The sequence below is a fragment of the Ideonella oryzae genome, from assembly GCF_024055665.1.
GTDB classification, from domain to species: domain Bacteria; phylum Pseudomonadota; class Gammaproteobacteria; order Burkholderiales; family Burkholderiaceae_C; genus Ideonella; species Ideonella oryzae.
Map to the genome: position 1 here is coordinate 411,402 of NZ_JAMXMC010000002.1, position 15,061 is coordinate 426,462.

Sequence of the window (15,061 nt, forward strand, 5' to 3'; positions counted from 1 at the left end):
GGGCTTCATTCTCCCGCCAGCGTGAGCAGCGCGGCGCCTTCGCTCACCTGGTCGCCCACGGCGTAGAGCAGCTCGCCCACCACACCATCGCGCGGGGCGTGCAGCGTGTGTTCCATCTTCATCGCCTCCATCACCGCCAGCGGCTGGCCGGCCGTGACGCTGGCGCCGGCCTGCACCAGCAGGGCCACCACCTTGCCGGGCATGGGCGCGGTCAGCGAGCCGCCGCCGCCGGACTGGTCGGCCGCGTGGGCGATGGGGTCGTACTCGGTCAGCTCCAGGCTGCCGTGCTCGCCGAACACCGCCAGCGTCTCTCCGGCTGCGTGCACGGCCAGCACGTGGCGCTGGCCGGCCAGCAGCACCTCGTAGCGCTGCTCGCCCAGCGCGCGCCAGTGCAGCGGCCAGTGCTGGTCGGCCAGGCTCAGGCGCAGCGCGCCGTCGTGCAGGCGCGCCAGCGTGAAGCCGTGGTGCTCGCCGCCCAGGGCCAGGTCGATGCGGCGGCGCGCGCCGCCGTGCAGGCGCCAGCCGTCGCGACGGCTCCAGGGGTCGGTGCCTTCCAGCGTCTGCTCGTGGTGCAGCTGGTGGGCCACCACACCCGCGGCGGCCACCTCCAGCGGCAGGCCGGCGTGGCCGAACAGGGCGGGGCGTTCGCGCTCGATCAGCGCGGTGTCCAGGTCGGCGGTGGCGAAGGCGCGGCTGCCCACCACGCGGCGCAGGAAGGCCACGTTGGTCGCCAGGCCGACGATGCGGGTGTCGCGCAGCGCGGCGTCTAGCCGGGCCAGGGCCTGGGCGCGGTCTTCGCCCCAGACGATGAGCTTGGCCACCATCGAGTCGTAGTGCGGGCTGATGGCGTCGCCCTCGCGCACGCCGGCATCCACCCGCACCGGGGCGGGCGTCAGCGCATCGCCCCCGCGCTGGAAGGCCGCGTGGGCGGGCCAGCGCAGCACCTGCAGCGTGCCGGTGGCGGGCAGGAAGCCGGCGTCCGGGTTCTCGGCGCAGATGCGGGCCTCGATGGCGTGGCCGTGGATGCGCAGTTCGTCCTGCCGGCGCGGCAGCGGCTGGCCGGCGGCCACGCGCAGTTGCCATTCCACCAGGTCCAGGCCAGTGATGGCCTCGGTCACCGGGTGTTCCACCTGCAGGCGGGTGTTCATCTCCATGAAGTAGAAGCGGATGTCGCCGTCGTCACGCTCCTCGGCAATGAACTCCACCGTGCCCGCGCCCACATAGCCCACGGCCTGGGCGGCGGCCACGGCGGTGGCGCCCATCTCTGCGCGGCGCTCGGCCGACAGTCCGGGGGCGGGGGCCTCTTCCAGCACCTTCTGGTGGCGGCGCTGCACCGAGCAGTCGCGCTCGAACAGGTAGACGCACTGGCCCTGGGTGTCGGCGAAGACCTGGATCTCGATGTGGCGCGGGCGGGTGACGTAGCGCTCCACCAGCACATGGTCGTTGCCGAAGCTGGCGGCGGCTTCGCGCTGGCAGGAGGCCAGGGCGGCGACGAAGTCCTCGGCGCGGTCCACCCGGCGCATGCCGCGGCCACCGCCACCGGCGCTGGCCTTGATCAGCACCGGAAAGCCGATGGCCTCGGCCTGGCCCAGCAGGAACTGCGGGTCGTTGTTGTCACCGTGGTAGCCGGGCACCAGCGGCACACCGGCTTCGGCCATCAGGGCCTTGGCGGCGGCCTTGCTGCCCATGGCGGCAATGGCCTCGGGCGGCGGGCCGATGAAGACCAGGCCGGCCTCGGCGCAGGCGCGGGCGAAGTCCTCGTTCTCGCTCAGGAAGCCGTAGCCCGGGTGCACGGCCTGGGCGCCGCTGGCCTTGGCCGCCTCGAGGATGCGCTGCCACTGCAGGTAGCTGTCCTTGGCGGCGTGGCCGCCGATGGGCACGGCCTCGTCGCAGGCGCCCACATGAGCGGCCTGGGCGTCGGCCTCGGAATAGACGGCCACGGTGCGCACGCCCAGGCGGCGCGCGGTCTGCGCCACACGGCAGGCGATTTCGCCTCGGTTCGCAATGAGAATTTTCTTGAACATGGTGCCTCGGCTCAATCGGGGTGGGCTGCGCTCAGGCCAGCCAGGCGGGGGGGCGCTTCTGCAGGAAGGACGAGACGCCTTCCTTGCCTTCGGCGCTGCCGCGGATGTCGGCGATGCGCCGGGCGGTGTCGGAGCGCAGTTCGTCGCTCAGGGGCTGCCGGGCCAGGTCCTGCACCAGGCGCTTGCAGGCGCGCACGGCGGCCGGGCCGTTGGCCACCAGGGCCTCGGTCAGGGCTTGCACGCGGACGTCCAGCTGATCGGCGGGGCAGAGCTCGTGCACCAGGCCCAGGCGGTGGGCCTCGGCGGCGCTGAAGCGCTCGGCGGTGGTGAAGTAGCGCTGGGCGGCGCGCTGGCCGATGGCAGCGATCACATAGGGCGCGATGGTGGCCGGCAGCAGGCCCAGCTTGGCCTCGCTCAGGCAGAAGTGCACGCCGTCGGCGGCCACCAGCACGTCGCACAGCGCGGCCAGGCCCACGCCACCGGCGTAGCAGTCGCCCTGCACGCGGCCGATGACGGGCACCGGGCACTGGTGGATCGTCCACAGCATGTCGGCCAGGGCCTGGGCATCGGCCCAGTTCTGTTCCCAGCTGTAGTCGGCCATGGCGCGCATCCAGTTCAGGTCCGCGCCGGCACAGAAGGCCTTGCCATGGCCGGCCAGCACCACGGCGCGCAGCGTGTCGTCCTGCGACAGCGCGCGGAAGGTGGCGGTCAGCTCGGCGATGACCTGGTCGTTGAAGGCGTTGCGCACATCCGGCCGGTTGAGCCAGACCTCGGCCACATGGGGCGAAGGGCGCCGTAGTTCCAGGGTGTTCATGGACGCGTGATCAGCGGGTGTTGTCAAGGGATTGGCGTGGATCCGGCTTGGCCGGTCCGCTGCCAAAGCCCCCTTGGGGGGCAGCGACCGGAAGGGAGCGTGGGGGCTTCACATCCTGAAGACGCCGAACTTGGCGTCCGGGATCGGTGCGTTGAGACTGGCCGACAGGCCCAGGGCCAGCACGCGGCGGGTGTCGACGGGGTTGATGATGCCGTCGTCCCACAGGCGGGCGCTGGCGTAGTAAGGGTGGCCCTGCACCTCGTACTGCTGGCGGATCGGGGCCTTGAAGGCCTCTTCCTGCTCGGCGCTCCACTGGCCGCCCTTGGCCTCAATGCCGTCGCGCTTGACGGTGGCCAGCACGCTGGCGGCCTGCTCGCCACCCATCACGCTGATGCGGGCGTTGGGCCACATCCAGAGGAAGCGCGGGGAATAGGCGCGGCCGCACATGCCGTAGTTGCCGGCGCCGAAACTGCCGCCGATGATGACGGTGAACTTGGGCACGTTGGCGCAGGCCACGGCCGTGACCATCTTGGCGCCGGCCCGGGCAATGCCCTCGTTCTCGTACTTGCGGCCGACCATGAAGCCGGTGATGTTCTGCAGGAAGACCAGCGGGATCTTGCGCTGGCAGCACAGCTCGATGAAGTGGGCGCCCTTGTTGGCGCTTTCGGCGAACAGGATGCCGTTGTTGGCCACGATGCCCACCGGCGTGCCCTCGATGTGGGCGAAGCCGCAGACCAGGGTGTTGCCGTAGCGGGCCTTGAACTCGTCGAACTCGCTGCCGTCGACGATGCGGGCGATGATCTCGCGCACGTCGAAGGGCTTGCGGGTGTCGGTGGGGATGACGGCCAGCAGTTCCTCCGCCGGGTAGAGCGGGGCCTGCGGCGTGCGCAGGGCCAGCGGGGCGGGCTTTTGCCAGTTCAGGTGGCCCACCGCCTGGCGGGCCAGGGCCAGGGCGTGCAGGTCGCTCTCGGCCAGGTGGTCGGCCACGCCGGACAGGCGGGTGTGCACGTCGCCGCCGCCCAGGTCCTCGGCGCTCACCACCTCGCCGGTGGCGGCCTTCACCAGCGGCGGGCCGCCCAGGAAGATGGTGCCCTGGTTCTTGACGATGATGGTCTCGTCGCTCATGGCCGGCACGTAGGCGCCGCCGGCGGTGCAGGAGCCCATCACCACGGCGATCTGCGGGATGCCTTCGCCGCTCATCGTGGCCTGGTTGTAGAAGATGCGGCCGAAGTGGTCGCGGTCGGGGAAGACCTCGTCCTGGTTGGGCAGGTTGGCGCCGCCGGAATCGACCAGGTAGATGCAGGGCAGGCGGTTCTCGCGGGCCACCTCCTGCGCGCGCAGGTGCTTCTTGACGGTCAGCGGGTAGTAGGTGCCGCCCTTGACGGTGGCGTCGTTGCAGACGATGACGCACTCCACACCCGCCACCCGGCCGATGCCGGCGATCATGCCGGCGGCCGGAGCGCTGTCCACCATCTCGCCGTTGGCGTCGGCCTCGCGGTAGACGCCGTGCGCGGCCATCGGCGCGATCTCCAGGAAGGGCGTGTCCGGGTCCAGCAGCATCTCCACCCGCTCGCGTGGCAGCAGCTTGCCGCGGGCCAGGTGCTTGGCACGGGCGGCCTCGCCGCCGCCCTGGGCGATGCGGGCCAGGCGGGTGTTGAGGTCGTCCACCAGCGCGCGCATGGCCAGGGCGTTGGCCCGGGCTTCCTCGCTGCGGGGGTTGAGCTGCGTCTTCAGCGTGGTCATGCGGTCTTGTCTTCCTGCAGTCCCAACTCGGCCTTCATGGCCTCGCGGATCTTGAACTTCTGGATCTTGCCGGTCACCGTCATCGGGAAGGCCTCGACGAAGCGGATGTAGCGCGGCACCTTGTGGTGGGCAATCTGGCCCTGGCAGAACAGGCGGATGTCCTCCTCGCCCAGCGTCTGTCCGGGCTTGGGGATGATCCAGGCGCACAGCTCCTCGCCGTAGCGCGGGTCGGGGATGCCCACCACCTGCACGTCCTGCACCTTGGGGTGGCGGTAGAGGTATTCCTCGATCTCGCGCGGGTAGAGGTTCTCGCCGCCGCGGATCACCATGTCCTTGATGCGGCCGACGATGTTGACGTAGCCCTCGGCATCCATCGTGGCCAGGTCGCCGGTGTGCATCCAGCCTTCGGGGTCGATGGCCTCGGCCGTCTTGGCCTCGTCGTCCCAGTAGCCGTGCATGACGGAATAACCGCGGGTGCACAGCTCGCCGGGCACGCCGATGGGCGTGACGGCGCCGGTGTCGGGGCTGACCATCTTCACCTCCAGGTGCGGCTGCACCCGACCCACCGAGCCCACGCGCTTGTCCAGCGGCGTGTCGGTGGAGCTCTGGCAGCTCACCGGGCTGGTCTCGGTCATGCCGTAGGCGATGGTCACCTGGTCCATGTGCATCAGGTTCACCACGCGCTTCATCACCTCGATGGGGCAGGGCGAGCCGGCCATGATGCCGGTGCGCAGCGTGGACAGGTCGAACTCCGCGAAGCGCGGGTGGTCCAGCTGGGCGATGAACATGGTGGGCACGCCGTGCAGGGCGGTGCAGCGCTCGGCCTGCACGGTCTGCAGCACGGCCAGCGGGTCGAAGCCGTCATTGGGGTAGACGATGGTCGCGCCGTGGGTGATGCAGGCCAGGTTGCCCATCACCATGCCGAAGCAGTGGTACAGCGGCACCGGCACGCACAGCCGGTCCTCAGGGGTGAGCTTCATCGCCTCGCCGACGAAGAAGCCGTTGTTGAGGATGTTGCGGTGGGTGAGGGTGGCCCCCTTGGGGAAGCCGGTGGTGCCGCTGGTGAACTGGATGTTGATCGGCTCGGTGGCCTTGAGCGTGGCGGCGACCTCGGCCACGCGGGCGTCGTCGGCCTGGCCGCGGGCCATCAGCTCGGAGAAGCGCAGCGTGCCGGGCCAATCCTCCCGTTGACTGTCGCCCTGGCCGGCCACGTCGATCCACACCACCAGCTTCAGGTGCGGCAGCCGCAGCGAGGCCAACTCGCCCGGCGCGCAGCGGGGCAGCTCGGGCGCCAGCTCGTGCAGCATGCCCAGGTAGTCGCTGCTCTTGAAGCGGGGCATGGCGACGATGGCCTTGCAGCCCACCTTGTTGAGCGCGTACTCCACCTCGGCCACCCGGTAGGCCGGGTTCAGGTTGACCAGGATGATGCCCAGCTTGGCGGTGGCCAGCTGCACCAGCAGCCACTCGGCGTTGTTGTGCGACCAGATGCCGACGCGGTCGCCCTTGTGCAGGCCCTGGCGCAGCAGGGCGCTGGCCAGCTGGTCCACCTGGGCCTGCAGCTGCTGGTAGGTGGCGCGCCGGCCCTGGTGCACGCTGACCAGCGCCTCGCGGTGCGGGTGGGCGGCCACGGTGGCGTCGAACAGGGCGCCGATGGTGTCCTCGATCAGCGGCACATCGGTGGTGCCGCGGTCCTGGCTGTGGGTCAGTCGCCCGTCGCGCATGGGATCGTGCATGGGTGTGTCTCCTCGCCTCGTGGCCTTGGGGGCTCTGGGATGGTCAGATCGTCTCGGCGAACAGCTCGCGGCCGATCAGCATGCGGCGGATCTCGCTGGTGCCCGCGCCGATCTCGTAGAGCTTGGCATCGCGCCACAGGCGCTCCACCGGGAACTCCTTGGTGTAGCCCACGCCGCCCAGGGTCTGGATGGCTTCGCCGGCCATCCAGGTGGCCTTCTCGGCGGTGTAGAGGATGACGCCGGCCGCGTCCTTGCGCAGGGTGCGGCTGTGGTCGCCGCGGTCGCAGGCCTGGGCCACCGCATAGGCATAGGCGCGGCAGGCCTGGAAGGTGCTGTACATGTCGGCCAGCTTGCCCTGCATCAGCTGGAACTCGCCGATGGGCTGGCCGAACTGCTTGCGCTCGTGCACATAAGGGACCACCGCGTCCATGCAGGCGGCCATGATGCCCAGCGGCCCGCCGGAAAGCACCACGCGTTCGTAGTCCAGGCCGCTCATCAGCACCTTGACGCCGTTGCCCTCGCCGCCCAGCACGTTCTCTTCCGGCACTTCACAGTTGTCGAAGAACAAGGGGAAGGTGTTGGAGCCGCGCATGCCCAGCTTGTCCAGGTGCTGGCCGTGGCTGAAGCCTTTGAAGCCCTTCTCGATGATGAAGGCGGTCATGCCCTTGGCACCCGCGCCCGGCGCGGTCTTGGCATAGACCACCAGCGTGTCGGCGTCGCCGCCGTTGGTGATCCACATCTTGCTGCCGTTGAGCACGTAGCGGTCGCCCTTCTTCTCGGCGCGCAGCGTCATGCTCACCACGTCGGAGCCGGCACCCGGCTCGCTCATGGCCAGGGCGCCCACATGTTCGCCGCTGACCAGCTTGGGCAGGTACTTCTGCTTCTGCGCCTCGGAACCGTTGCGCCTGATCTGGTTGATGCACAGGTTGCTGTGCGCACCGTAGGACAGCGCGATCGAGGCGCTGGCCCGGCTGATTTCCTCCATCGCCACCATGTGGGCCACATAGCCGAGGGCGGTGCCACCGTGCTCTTCCGGCACCGTCAGTCCGTGCAAGCCCATCTCGCCCAGCTTGCGCCAGAGGTCGGCGGGGAAGAGGTTGTCGCGGTCGACCTGGGCGGCGCGCGGGGCGATCTCGGCCTGGGCGAAGGCGCGCACGGCCTCCCGCAGTGCGGCGATGTCCTCGCCCAGCGGGAAGGTGAAGATGGATTCGAACATGGGGTGTGTCTCCTGCGGATCGTTGTTTTGAGTGTCACTCAATAAGTCATCGATAGATCCCAGGGGATTTCCCTAGTCATCTGGCAGTCACTCAGAGATTGATCAATCCATGGCGGGTCTGCCAAAATTGAGTAACACTCAAAAAATACCATGCCCCAGACCGAAACCGGCTTTGCCACCACCCGCCGCGGCGGCACCAGTGCCCGCAGCGAACAGCGCATGCGCGACATTCTGAGGGTGGGGCGGGAGGTGTTCGCCGAGAAGGGCTACGAGCGCGCCACCACCACGGAGATCGCCCAACGCCTGGGCGTCTCCGAGGCCACGGTGTTCACCTACTTCCACGGCAAGCGCGAGCTGTGCGTGCGCGTCATCGCCGACTGGTACGACGAAATCATCGCGGCGACGGAGGGTGGCATGCCGCCCGATCGGCCGGCCCGCGAGCAGTTGGCCTACTTCGTGCGCACCCATCTGCGGCTGTTCCTGATCCAGGGCACCGGCCTGTGCGCGCTGGTGCTGTCCGAGGGGCGCAGCAAGGGCCAGGATTTCGCCGAGGCCTTCCAGCCGCTGCAGCGCCGTTACACCGCGCCGCTGATGGACCTGCTGGCGCGCGGCCGCGAACGGGGCGAGATCCGCCAGGATCTGCCCCTGCGCCTGATGCGTGCGCTGGTGCTGGGCCCGGTGGAACACCTGCTGTGGGAGGTCGTCGGCCAGGGGGCTGCCGGGGCGGACAAGCTGGACGTGGAGGCCACCGCCGCCGGCTTGGTGGAGCTGTTCTGGCCCGCACTGGCCGCGCCCGAGGGCGAGCTGGCGGCGCTGCGCCAGTTCCACCAGACGGTGGGCGAGGCGATGGGGCGGGTCGACTGCCGCTGAGGGCGCATGGGCGTCGAGGGGGAGAGGCCGAGCCAGGGGCTCGGTGACGGTTGCATCTATACAGCGTTTTCCCTTAGGGTTGTGGGGTTTTGGCAGGCCTGCGCCATGCGGCCGGCCCAGAAACGTCACCTGCGCGCCGGCATGCAGCATGCTTGTGTCCAGCCATCCATTGGATTGAACCGGGAAGGACGCCCATGACCCCCACCCCCACGGCGCTGGAAGCGCTGCTGATGCAGCGCACGCTGTCCGATCCCGAGCTGCTGGCAGCGGCCGAGACTGCGCCGGACTTTCGCATCCTGCCGGACGCCACGGTGCTGAAGATCGGTGGCCAGAGCATCATCGACCGGGGCCGCGCCGCGGTCTTCCCGCTGGTCGACGAGATCGTCGCGGCGCGCCGGCAGCACAAGATGCTGATCGGCACCGGCGCCGGCACCCGGGCCCGCCACCTCTATTCCATCGCCGCGGGGTTGAACCTGCCGGCCGGCGTGCTGGCGCAACTGGGCGCCTCGGTGGCCGACCAGAACGCCGCCATGCTGGGCCAGCTGATGGCCCAACACGGCATCTCCGCAGTGGATGGCGCCGGCCTGTCGGCCGTGCCCCTGTACCTGGCCGAGGTGAACGCCGTCGTCTTCAGCGGCATGCCGCCCTACAAGCTCTGGATGCGGCCCTCGCCGGATGGCGTGATCCCGCCGTACCGCACCGACGCTGGCTGCTATTTGGTTGCCGAGCAGTTCGGCTGCCGGCGGATGATCTACGTGAAGGACGAGGACGGCCTGTTCACCGCCAACCCCAAGACGGACAAGGGAGCCACCTTCATCCCGAAGATCTCGGTGAACGAGATGAAGGCCAAGGGCCTGCAGGACTCCATTCTGGAGTTCCCGGTGCTGGACCTGCTGCAGTCGGCCCGGCATGTGCACGAGGTGCAGGTGATCAACGGCCTGAAGCCTGGCAACCTGACCCGGGCGCTGGGCGGCGAACACGTCGGCACCCTCATCACCGCGGATTGAAAGGCCACATGCCATGACTGACACCACCATCGGCATCAAGCATGTCGCCTCGGCGCTGGCGCGCCAAACCCTGCAGAACAGCGCATTGACCCGCCCCGTCGCGGGCGTCAAGCCCATCCGCCTGATGCCCTGGCTGCAGGTCGTGAAGATCGGCGGCCGCCTGATGGACCGCGGCGCGGCCGCCATCCTGCCGCTGGTCGAAGAGATCCGCCAACTGCTGCCGGAACACCGGCTGCTGTTCCTGACCGGCGCCGGCCTGCGGGCACGGCACGTCTACGGCGTGGGCCTGGATCTGGGCCTGCCGGTCGGCTCGCTGGCCCCGCTGGCGGCCAGCGAGGCCGGGCAGAACGGGCACATCCTGGCGGCCATGCTGTCGGCCGAAGGCGTGTCCTATGTGGAACACCCGACCATCGCCAACCAGCTGGCCATCCACCTGCAGGCCGCGCGGGCGGTGGTGGGCAGCGCCTTTCCGCCCTACCACCACCACGAGTTTCCCGGCGCGCGCATCCCCGCGCACCGGGCTGACACCGGCGCCTTCCTGGCGGCCGATGCGCTGGGGGCCGCGGGCCTGACCATCGTGGAAGACGTGGACGGCATCTGCAGCACCGACCCCAATGGCCCGGAGGCCGGCAGCGCCGAGCTGCTGCGCGAGGTGAGCGCGGCCGAGTTGCTCAAGACCACCGGACCGCTGCCGGTGGACCGGGCGATGCTGGAGAGCATGGCCAACGCGCGCCACATCGCCCAGGTGCAGGTGGTCAATGGCCTGGTGCCCGGCCGCCTGACCGCAGCCCTGCGCGGCGAGCATGTGGGCACGCTGATCCGCACCGGCGCAGCAGCCTGAGCCGGCGCTTGAGCCGGCGCCTCAGCCGTCCACCGGCTGGTTGGGCGTGGCCAGGGTCAGCTGCCAAAAGCCCAGGTCCAGCCAGCGGCCGAACTTGAAGCCCACCTGCGGCAGCACGCCCACCGACCGGAAGCCCAGCTTCTCGTGCAGGGCGATGCTGCCGGTGTTCTGCATGTCGATGCCGGCAATCAGGGCGTGCACCCGGTCGCTGGCCTCGGCCAGGCGCAGCAACTCGCGCAGCAGCTGCTTGCCGATGCCGCGGCCGCGCTGGTCGTGGCGCACATAGACCGAGTGCTCCACGGTGTACTTGAAGGCGGGGAAGGCCCGGAAGCTGCCCCAGCTGGCGAAGCCCAGCAGCTCGCCGGCGGCGTCGAAGGCACCGATGACCGGAAAGCCGCCGGCCTGCTTGGTGGCGAACCAGGTTTCCATGGTCTTCAGCGTGCGCGGCTGGTACTCGTACAGCGCGGTGCTGTGGGCGATGGCGTCGTTGAAGATGGCCAGGATGGCGCTGGCGTGCGCGTCGGCCTCGCAGGGGCGCAGGGTGATGTCGTTCATGTGAGCTGCTTGTGGAAGTAGGTGGTGGGGCAAGGGCGACCATCGGGCCACAGCGCATAGCCGGGCACTTCGCCCACCCGCTGCCAGCCCATGCGGCTGTAGAGCCGGTCGCCGGCGCTGCCGGTGACGGTGTCCAGCACCAGCACCGTCTTGCCGCAGGCGCGGGCGGTGTCCTCGGCGGCCTGCATCAGGGCCGCGCCCAGGCCCCGGCGCTGCATCTCGGGGGCCACCTGCATCTTGGCCAGGTCGGCGCGGTGGGGCTGGTTCTCCGGCTGGTCCAGCACGAGCTGCACCGTGCCGACCACACGGCCCGGCGCGTGGGTATCTTCGTCGCTCAGCGCGGCCAGCAGCAGGGCGCGTTCGCCGCGCTGCACGGCGGCGTCCACCCCTTGCCAGAACCGCCGGGCTTTCTCCAGGCTCAGCGGCGCCATGAAACCCACCGAGGCACCGCCGTGCACCACGGCCACCAGCAGAGCGGCGAGGTCCTCGGTCTGGCCCGGGCTGAGCTGCTCGACGCGACGGATGGTCCAGGCGGGGGCGTGGGGGCGGGCGGGGCTCATCTCAGCTCCGGGTCAGCACCACGGCATAGCGCGCAGGCACCTGGCCGGGGTTGTGGAAGACGATGGGCACGCCCAGCGTCATGGCCAGGCAGTCGCCGGCCTCCAGGGTGTGGACGGCCTGGTCCACGGTGAGCTGAAGCCGGCCCTCCAGCAGCCAGACCAGTTGCTGCACGCCCTGCAGCCGCTCCAGGCTGTCGTAGGCCACCCGGGCCTGGGGCGGGAACTCCACCTCGACCAACTGGGTGCGGATGTCGGGCCCGCCGGGGGAGACGCTGCGGCGCAGGTAGCCGGAGGCCGGGTCGCGCCACACGGTTTGCGCGGCGCGCCGGGCGATGGGCTCGGGCGGTGGCGTCGGGTTGTCGAACAGCGAGGCCAGGGGCACGTCCAGGGCCTGGGCCAGGCGGTCCAGCAGCACGGCCGTGGGGTTGTTCTCGCCGCGCTCGATCAGCGAGATCATCGAGCGGCTGACCCCCGAGCGGGTGGCCAGGGCGTCCAGTGAGAGGCCGCGCTCGGCCCGCAGGCCACGCACCCGCTCGGCGATGCGGGCATTCAACTCGGTGGATGGCTCCTTCATGATGGAGGAATCATCCAGGATATTGGAGTTCCGTGCAAGCATCGGCGGGTGCACCCGCCGGCCGGGATCTCAGCGCGTGACCGGCAGCGCCTGGGCGGGCAGGCGCACCGTGGCCCGGCCCCAGCCCTTGACCTGCTGCTCCACGCCCACATGCAGGGCCCAGCCGGCCAGCAGGGCCAGGCCCCAGGTGACCAGCAGGCCCAGGGCGCTGAAGACGGCGGTGTCGGGCCAGAAGGCGCTGATCACCGCACCGGTCAGCACGCAGACCGGGTAGTGGGCCAGGAAGACCGCGTACGAGGTGCGGGCCAGCCAGGGCAGCGGGCCCCACTGGGCCAGGCGGCTCCACAGCGGGCCGTTGAGCCAGGGGTTGGCCAGGCACAGGGCGGTGATGCCGGCCACCACCAGGCGGTCGCGCCAGGCCAGGTTCAGCGCCATCAGCACCACCCCCGCCAAGAAGGCCTGTCCCAGCCAGGCGTGGTGGCGGTGGCGGGCGTTGCGCACCCAGGCCGCCAGCATGCCCAGGCCATAGCTGCCGAAGAAGTACAGCGCCCAGGCGTCCAGCTCGTGCCGCAGGTTGAAGCCGAACAGCGAAGCCACCGTCAGGCCCAGCACCAGGCCGAAGGTCAGCCCACCGCGCCAGGCTGCATGGTGGCGCAGCGCCACGATCAGCAGCACCAGGCCGAAAAGCTGCAGGTCGATGGCCACGTACCAGAGCCCCGCGTTGAGAGCGTCCTGGCCCAGGATGTCCTGCAGCAGCAGCAGGTTGATCAGCCACTGGCTCCAACTGGGCGTGGGCGGCAGGTTCGGGTCGCCGGTGAGCCAGCGGGCCAGTTCGGCGCTGAGCACGGCGGCGCCCAACGCCACGATGCAGGCCGGCACCAGGCGCAGGTAGCGCTGCCACAGCGCGCGCGGCAGCGCGGTGGGGGGCAGGCGGTCACCGGCATCAGGATGGGGCAGCCACTGCATGGCGGCCAGGTAGCCGCCCATCACCAGGAAGATCTGCACCGCCATGCGGGCGGGGTCGGCCAGCCAGGACCACAGCGAGGGCGCCAGCGGGTCGAGCTGGGCCTGCAGCGGGCTGTAGATGGTCAGGTGGTGCCAGACGATCAGCTGGGAGGCCAGCACGCGACCGAGGTCGATCAGCGGCACGCTGGCCGCGCGGTTTGCAGGGCGGGACATGGTGGGTCTTGCCAGAAGCGGCACAGGCGCCCGGGTGGGGCGCCTGCGCGGGAGAACGGGGAGGGGCTTACTTGGCCCAGCTGTCCCGCAGGCCGGTGATGCGGTTGATCACCGGGGCGTCGGCGCGGTGGTCCAGTCGGTCCGTCACGAAGTAGCCGTGGCGTTCGAACTGGTAGCGGGCCTCGGGCGGGGCATGGGCCAGGGAAGGTTCCAGGTAGCCCTGGACGATCTTCTTGCTGCCCGGGTTGAGCACGCTGAGGAAGTCGCGGCCGCCGGCATCGGGCTGGGCCTCGGTGAACAGGCGGTCGAACAGGCGGATCTCGGCGGGCACGCCGTCGTGCACGCCCACCCAGGTGAGCACGCCCTTGACCTTGACCGCATCGGCGCCCGGCGTGCCGCTCTTGGTGTCGGGCACGACGGTGGCGGTCACGGCGGTGACGGTGCCGTTGGCATCCTTCTCGCAGCCGGTGCACTCGATGACGTAGCCGTACTTCAGGCGCACCTTGTTGCCGGGGAAGAGGCGGAAGAAGCCCTTGGGCGGCACCTCGGCGAAGTCCTCGCGTTCGATCCACAGCGCCGGTCCCAGGCTGAAGCTGCGCTGGCCCAGCTCGGGATGGTGCGGGTGGGCTGGCGCGCTGCAGGGCTCGCGGTGCTCGGCGCTGCCGAAGACCTCGGCATAGTTCGTCAGCTTGAGCTGGACCGGGTCGATGACGGCCATCGCGCGCGGGACCTGCTCTTCCAGGTCGGCGCGCAGGGCGATGTCCAGCACCGAGTAGTCGATCCAGGCATTGGTCTTGGAGGCCCCGGTGTCGTCGGCCATCTTGCGCACGGCCGCGGGCGTGTAGCCGCGTCGGCGCATGCCGGCCAGCGTGGGCATGCGGGGGTCGTCCCAGTCGCTGACGTGCTTCTCGTCGACCAACTGCTTGAGCTTGCGCTTGCTGGTGACGACGTAGCTGAGGTTCAGGCGGCCGAACTCGTACTGCTTGGGCAGCGGGTGGGCCAGCAGGCCGGCGTCCGCCAGGTTTTCCAGCAGCCAGTCGTAGAAGGGGCGCTGGTCCTCGAACTCGAGCGTGCAGATGGAGTGGGTGATGCGCTCCAGCGCGTCCTCGATCGGGTGCGCGAAGGTGTACATCGGGTAGATGCACCACTTGTCGCCCGTGTTGTGGTGGGTGGCGCGGCGGATGCGGTAGATGGCCGGGTCGCGCAGGTTGATGTTGGGCGAGGCCATGTCGATCTTGGCCCGCAGCACCATGCTGCCGTCGGCATGCTGGCCGTCGCGCATCTCGCGAAAGCGCGCCAGGTTCTCGGCCACCGTGCGGTCGCGGAAGGGGCTGTTGGTGCCGGGCGTGGTGAAGTCACCGCGGTTGGCGCGCATCTCCTCGGGCGTCTGCTCGTCCACGTAGGCCTGGCCGCGCTCGATCAGTGTCTCGGCCGCCCGGTACATGAAGTCGAAGTAGTTGCTGGCGTAGTAGAGATGGGGGGTGCCGAAGGCGTTCCAGTCCCAGCCCAGCCACTTCACCATCTCCTCGATGGCGTCGACGTATTCCTGCTCTTCCTTCTCGGGGTTGGTGTCGTCGAAGCGCAGGTGGCAGACGCCGCCGTAGTCGCGTGCCAGGCCGAAGTTCAGGCAGATGCTCTTGGCGTGGCCCACATGCAGGTAGCCGTTGGGCTCGGGCGGGAAGCGCAGCCGCACCTTGGCGGGGTCGGGCTGGCCGGCGGCATGGTGGGCGGCATCGCCCGGGGTGCCACCGTAGGGGCGGTGGGTGTAAGTGCCGGCCTCCAGGTCGCGTTCGATGATGGCGCGCAGGAAGTTGGCGGGCTTGACGGCTTCGTGGGCCGGGGTGTTCTTGGTGTCGCTCATGAAAGCGCAGGGTGTCCTGGAGACGGGCCGACGGTGGCTCGGTGATCCTGCCAATTGTAGCGACGCCCCCCGTCTTCCGCAGGG

At 70.1% G+C, this 15,061-nt stretch carries 13 protein-coding genes; 3 read left to right on the forward strand and 10 right to left on the reverse strand.

Going from position 1 to position 15,061, the window contains the following annotated elements; genetic code table 11:
* Window positions 1–5: 5 nt before the first annotated feature.
* The 5 genes from M0L44_RS04570 to M0L44_RS04590 form a co-directional block, all read right to left on the reverse strand.
* Window positions 6–2,024 (reverse strand): acetyl/propionyl/methylcrotonyl-CoA carboxylase subunit alpha, encoded by a 2,019-nt coding sequence (locus M0L44_RS04570; RefSeq protein WP_252768477.1) that lies wholly within the window; start codon window positions 2,022–2,024, stop codon window positions 6–8.
* A 31-nt stretch (window positions 2,025–2,055) separates the two neighbouring features.
* Window positions 2,056–2,838 (reverse strand): enoyl-CoA hydratase/isomerase family protein, encoded by a 783-nt coding sequence (locus tag M0L44_RS04575; protein ID WP_252768478.1) that lies wholly within the window; start codon window positions 2,836–2,838, stop codon window positions 2,056–2,058.
* Between the two features lie 108 nt (window positions 2,839–2,946).
* Window positions 2,947–4,581 (reverse strand): carboxyl transferase domain-containing protein, encoded by a 1,635-nt coding sequence (locus tag M0L44_RS04580; protein WP_252768479.1) that lies wholly within the window; start codon window positions 4,579–4,581, stop codon window positions 2,947–2,949.
* Window positions 4,578–6,314, reverse strand: coding sequence for an AMP-binding protein (locus M0L44_RS04585; protein WP_290429035.1), 1,737 nt, complete (start codon window positions 6,312–6,314; stop codon window positions 4,578–4,580). Before M0L44_RS04585 ends, M0L44_RS04580 begins: the two co-directional genes overlap by 4 nt.
* Window positions 6,315–6,357: 43 nt before the next feature.
* Window positions 6,358–7,530, reverse strand: coding sequence for an isovaleryl-CoA dehydrogenase (locus M0L44_RS04590; protein ID WP_252768480.1), 1,173 nt, complete (start codon window positions 7,528–7,530; stop codon window positions 6,358–6,360).
* A 150-nt stretch (window positions 7,531–7,680) separates the two neighbouring features.
* Between M0L44_RS04590 and M0L44_RS04595 the strand changes: the two genes are divergently transcribed.
* The 3 genes from M0L44_RS04595 to M0L44_RS04605 all read left to right on the forward strand — a co-directional run bounded on the left by M0L44_RS04595 (window position 7,681) and on the right by M0L44_RS04605 (window position 10,248).
* A complete protein-coding gene (locus tag M0L44_RS04595) occupies window positions 7,681–8,400 on the forward strand; it encodes a TetR/AcrR family transcriptional regulator (RefSeq protein WP_252768481.1) in 720 nt (239 codons plus the stop codon).
* A gap of 194 nt (window positions 8,401–8,594) precedes the next feature.
* On the forward strand, window positions 8,595–9,407 hold the full coding sequence (locus M0L44_RS04600; protein WP_252768482.1) for an amino acid kinase family protein: 813 nt from the start codon (window positions 8,595–8,597) through the stop codon (window positions 9,405–9,407).
* A gap of 13 nt (window positions 9,408–9,420) precedes the next feature.
* Window positions 9,421–10,248, forward strand: a complete 828-nt coding sequence (locus M0L44_RS04605) for an amino acid kinase family protein (RefSeq protein WP_252768483.1) — start codon at window positions 9,421–9,423, stop codon at window positions 10,246–10,248.
* 21 nt (window positions 10,249–10,269) lie between these two features.
* Here the strand turns inward: M0L44_RS04605 and M0L44_RS04610 are convergent, their stop codons facing one another.
* From M0L44_RS04610 to M0L44_RS04630, 5 genes are all read right to left on the reverse strand, one after another.
* Window positions 10,270–10,803, reverse strand: a complete 534-nt coding sequence (locus tag M0L44_RS04610; RefSeq protein WP_252768484.1) for a GNAT family N-acetyltransferase — start codon at window positions 10,801–10,803, stop codon at window positions 10,270–10,272.
* A complete protein-coding gene (locus M0L44_RS04615) occupies window positions 10,800–11,363 on the reverse strand; it encodes a GNAT family N-acetyltransferase (protein WP_252768485.1) in 564 nt (187 codons plus the stop codon). Before M0L44_RS04615 ends, M0L44_RS04610 begins: the two co-directional genes overlap by 4 nt.
* Before the next feature lies 1 nt (window position 11,364).
* Entirely contained in the window at window positions 11,365–11,937 is a 573-nt protein-coding gene (locus tag M0L44_RS04620) for a helix-turn-helix domain-containing protein (RefSeq protein ID WP_252768486.1), read from the reverse strand.
* A gap of 69 nt (window positions 11,938–12,006) precedes the next feature.
* Window positions 12,007–13,116, reverse strand: a complete 1,110-nt coding sequence (locus M0L44_RS04625) for an acyltransferase family protein (RefSeq protein ID WP_252768487.1) — start codon at window positions 13,114–13,116, stop codon at window positions 12,007–12,009.
* A gap of 67 nt (window positions 13,117–13,183) precedes the next feature.
* Entirely contained in the window at window positions 13,184–14,977 is a 1,794-nt protein-coding gene (locus M0L44_RS04630; protein ID WP_252768488.1) for a glutamine--tRNA ligase/YqeY domain fusion protein, read from the reverse strand.
* Window positions 14,978–15,061: the final 84 nt, after the last annotated feature.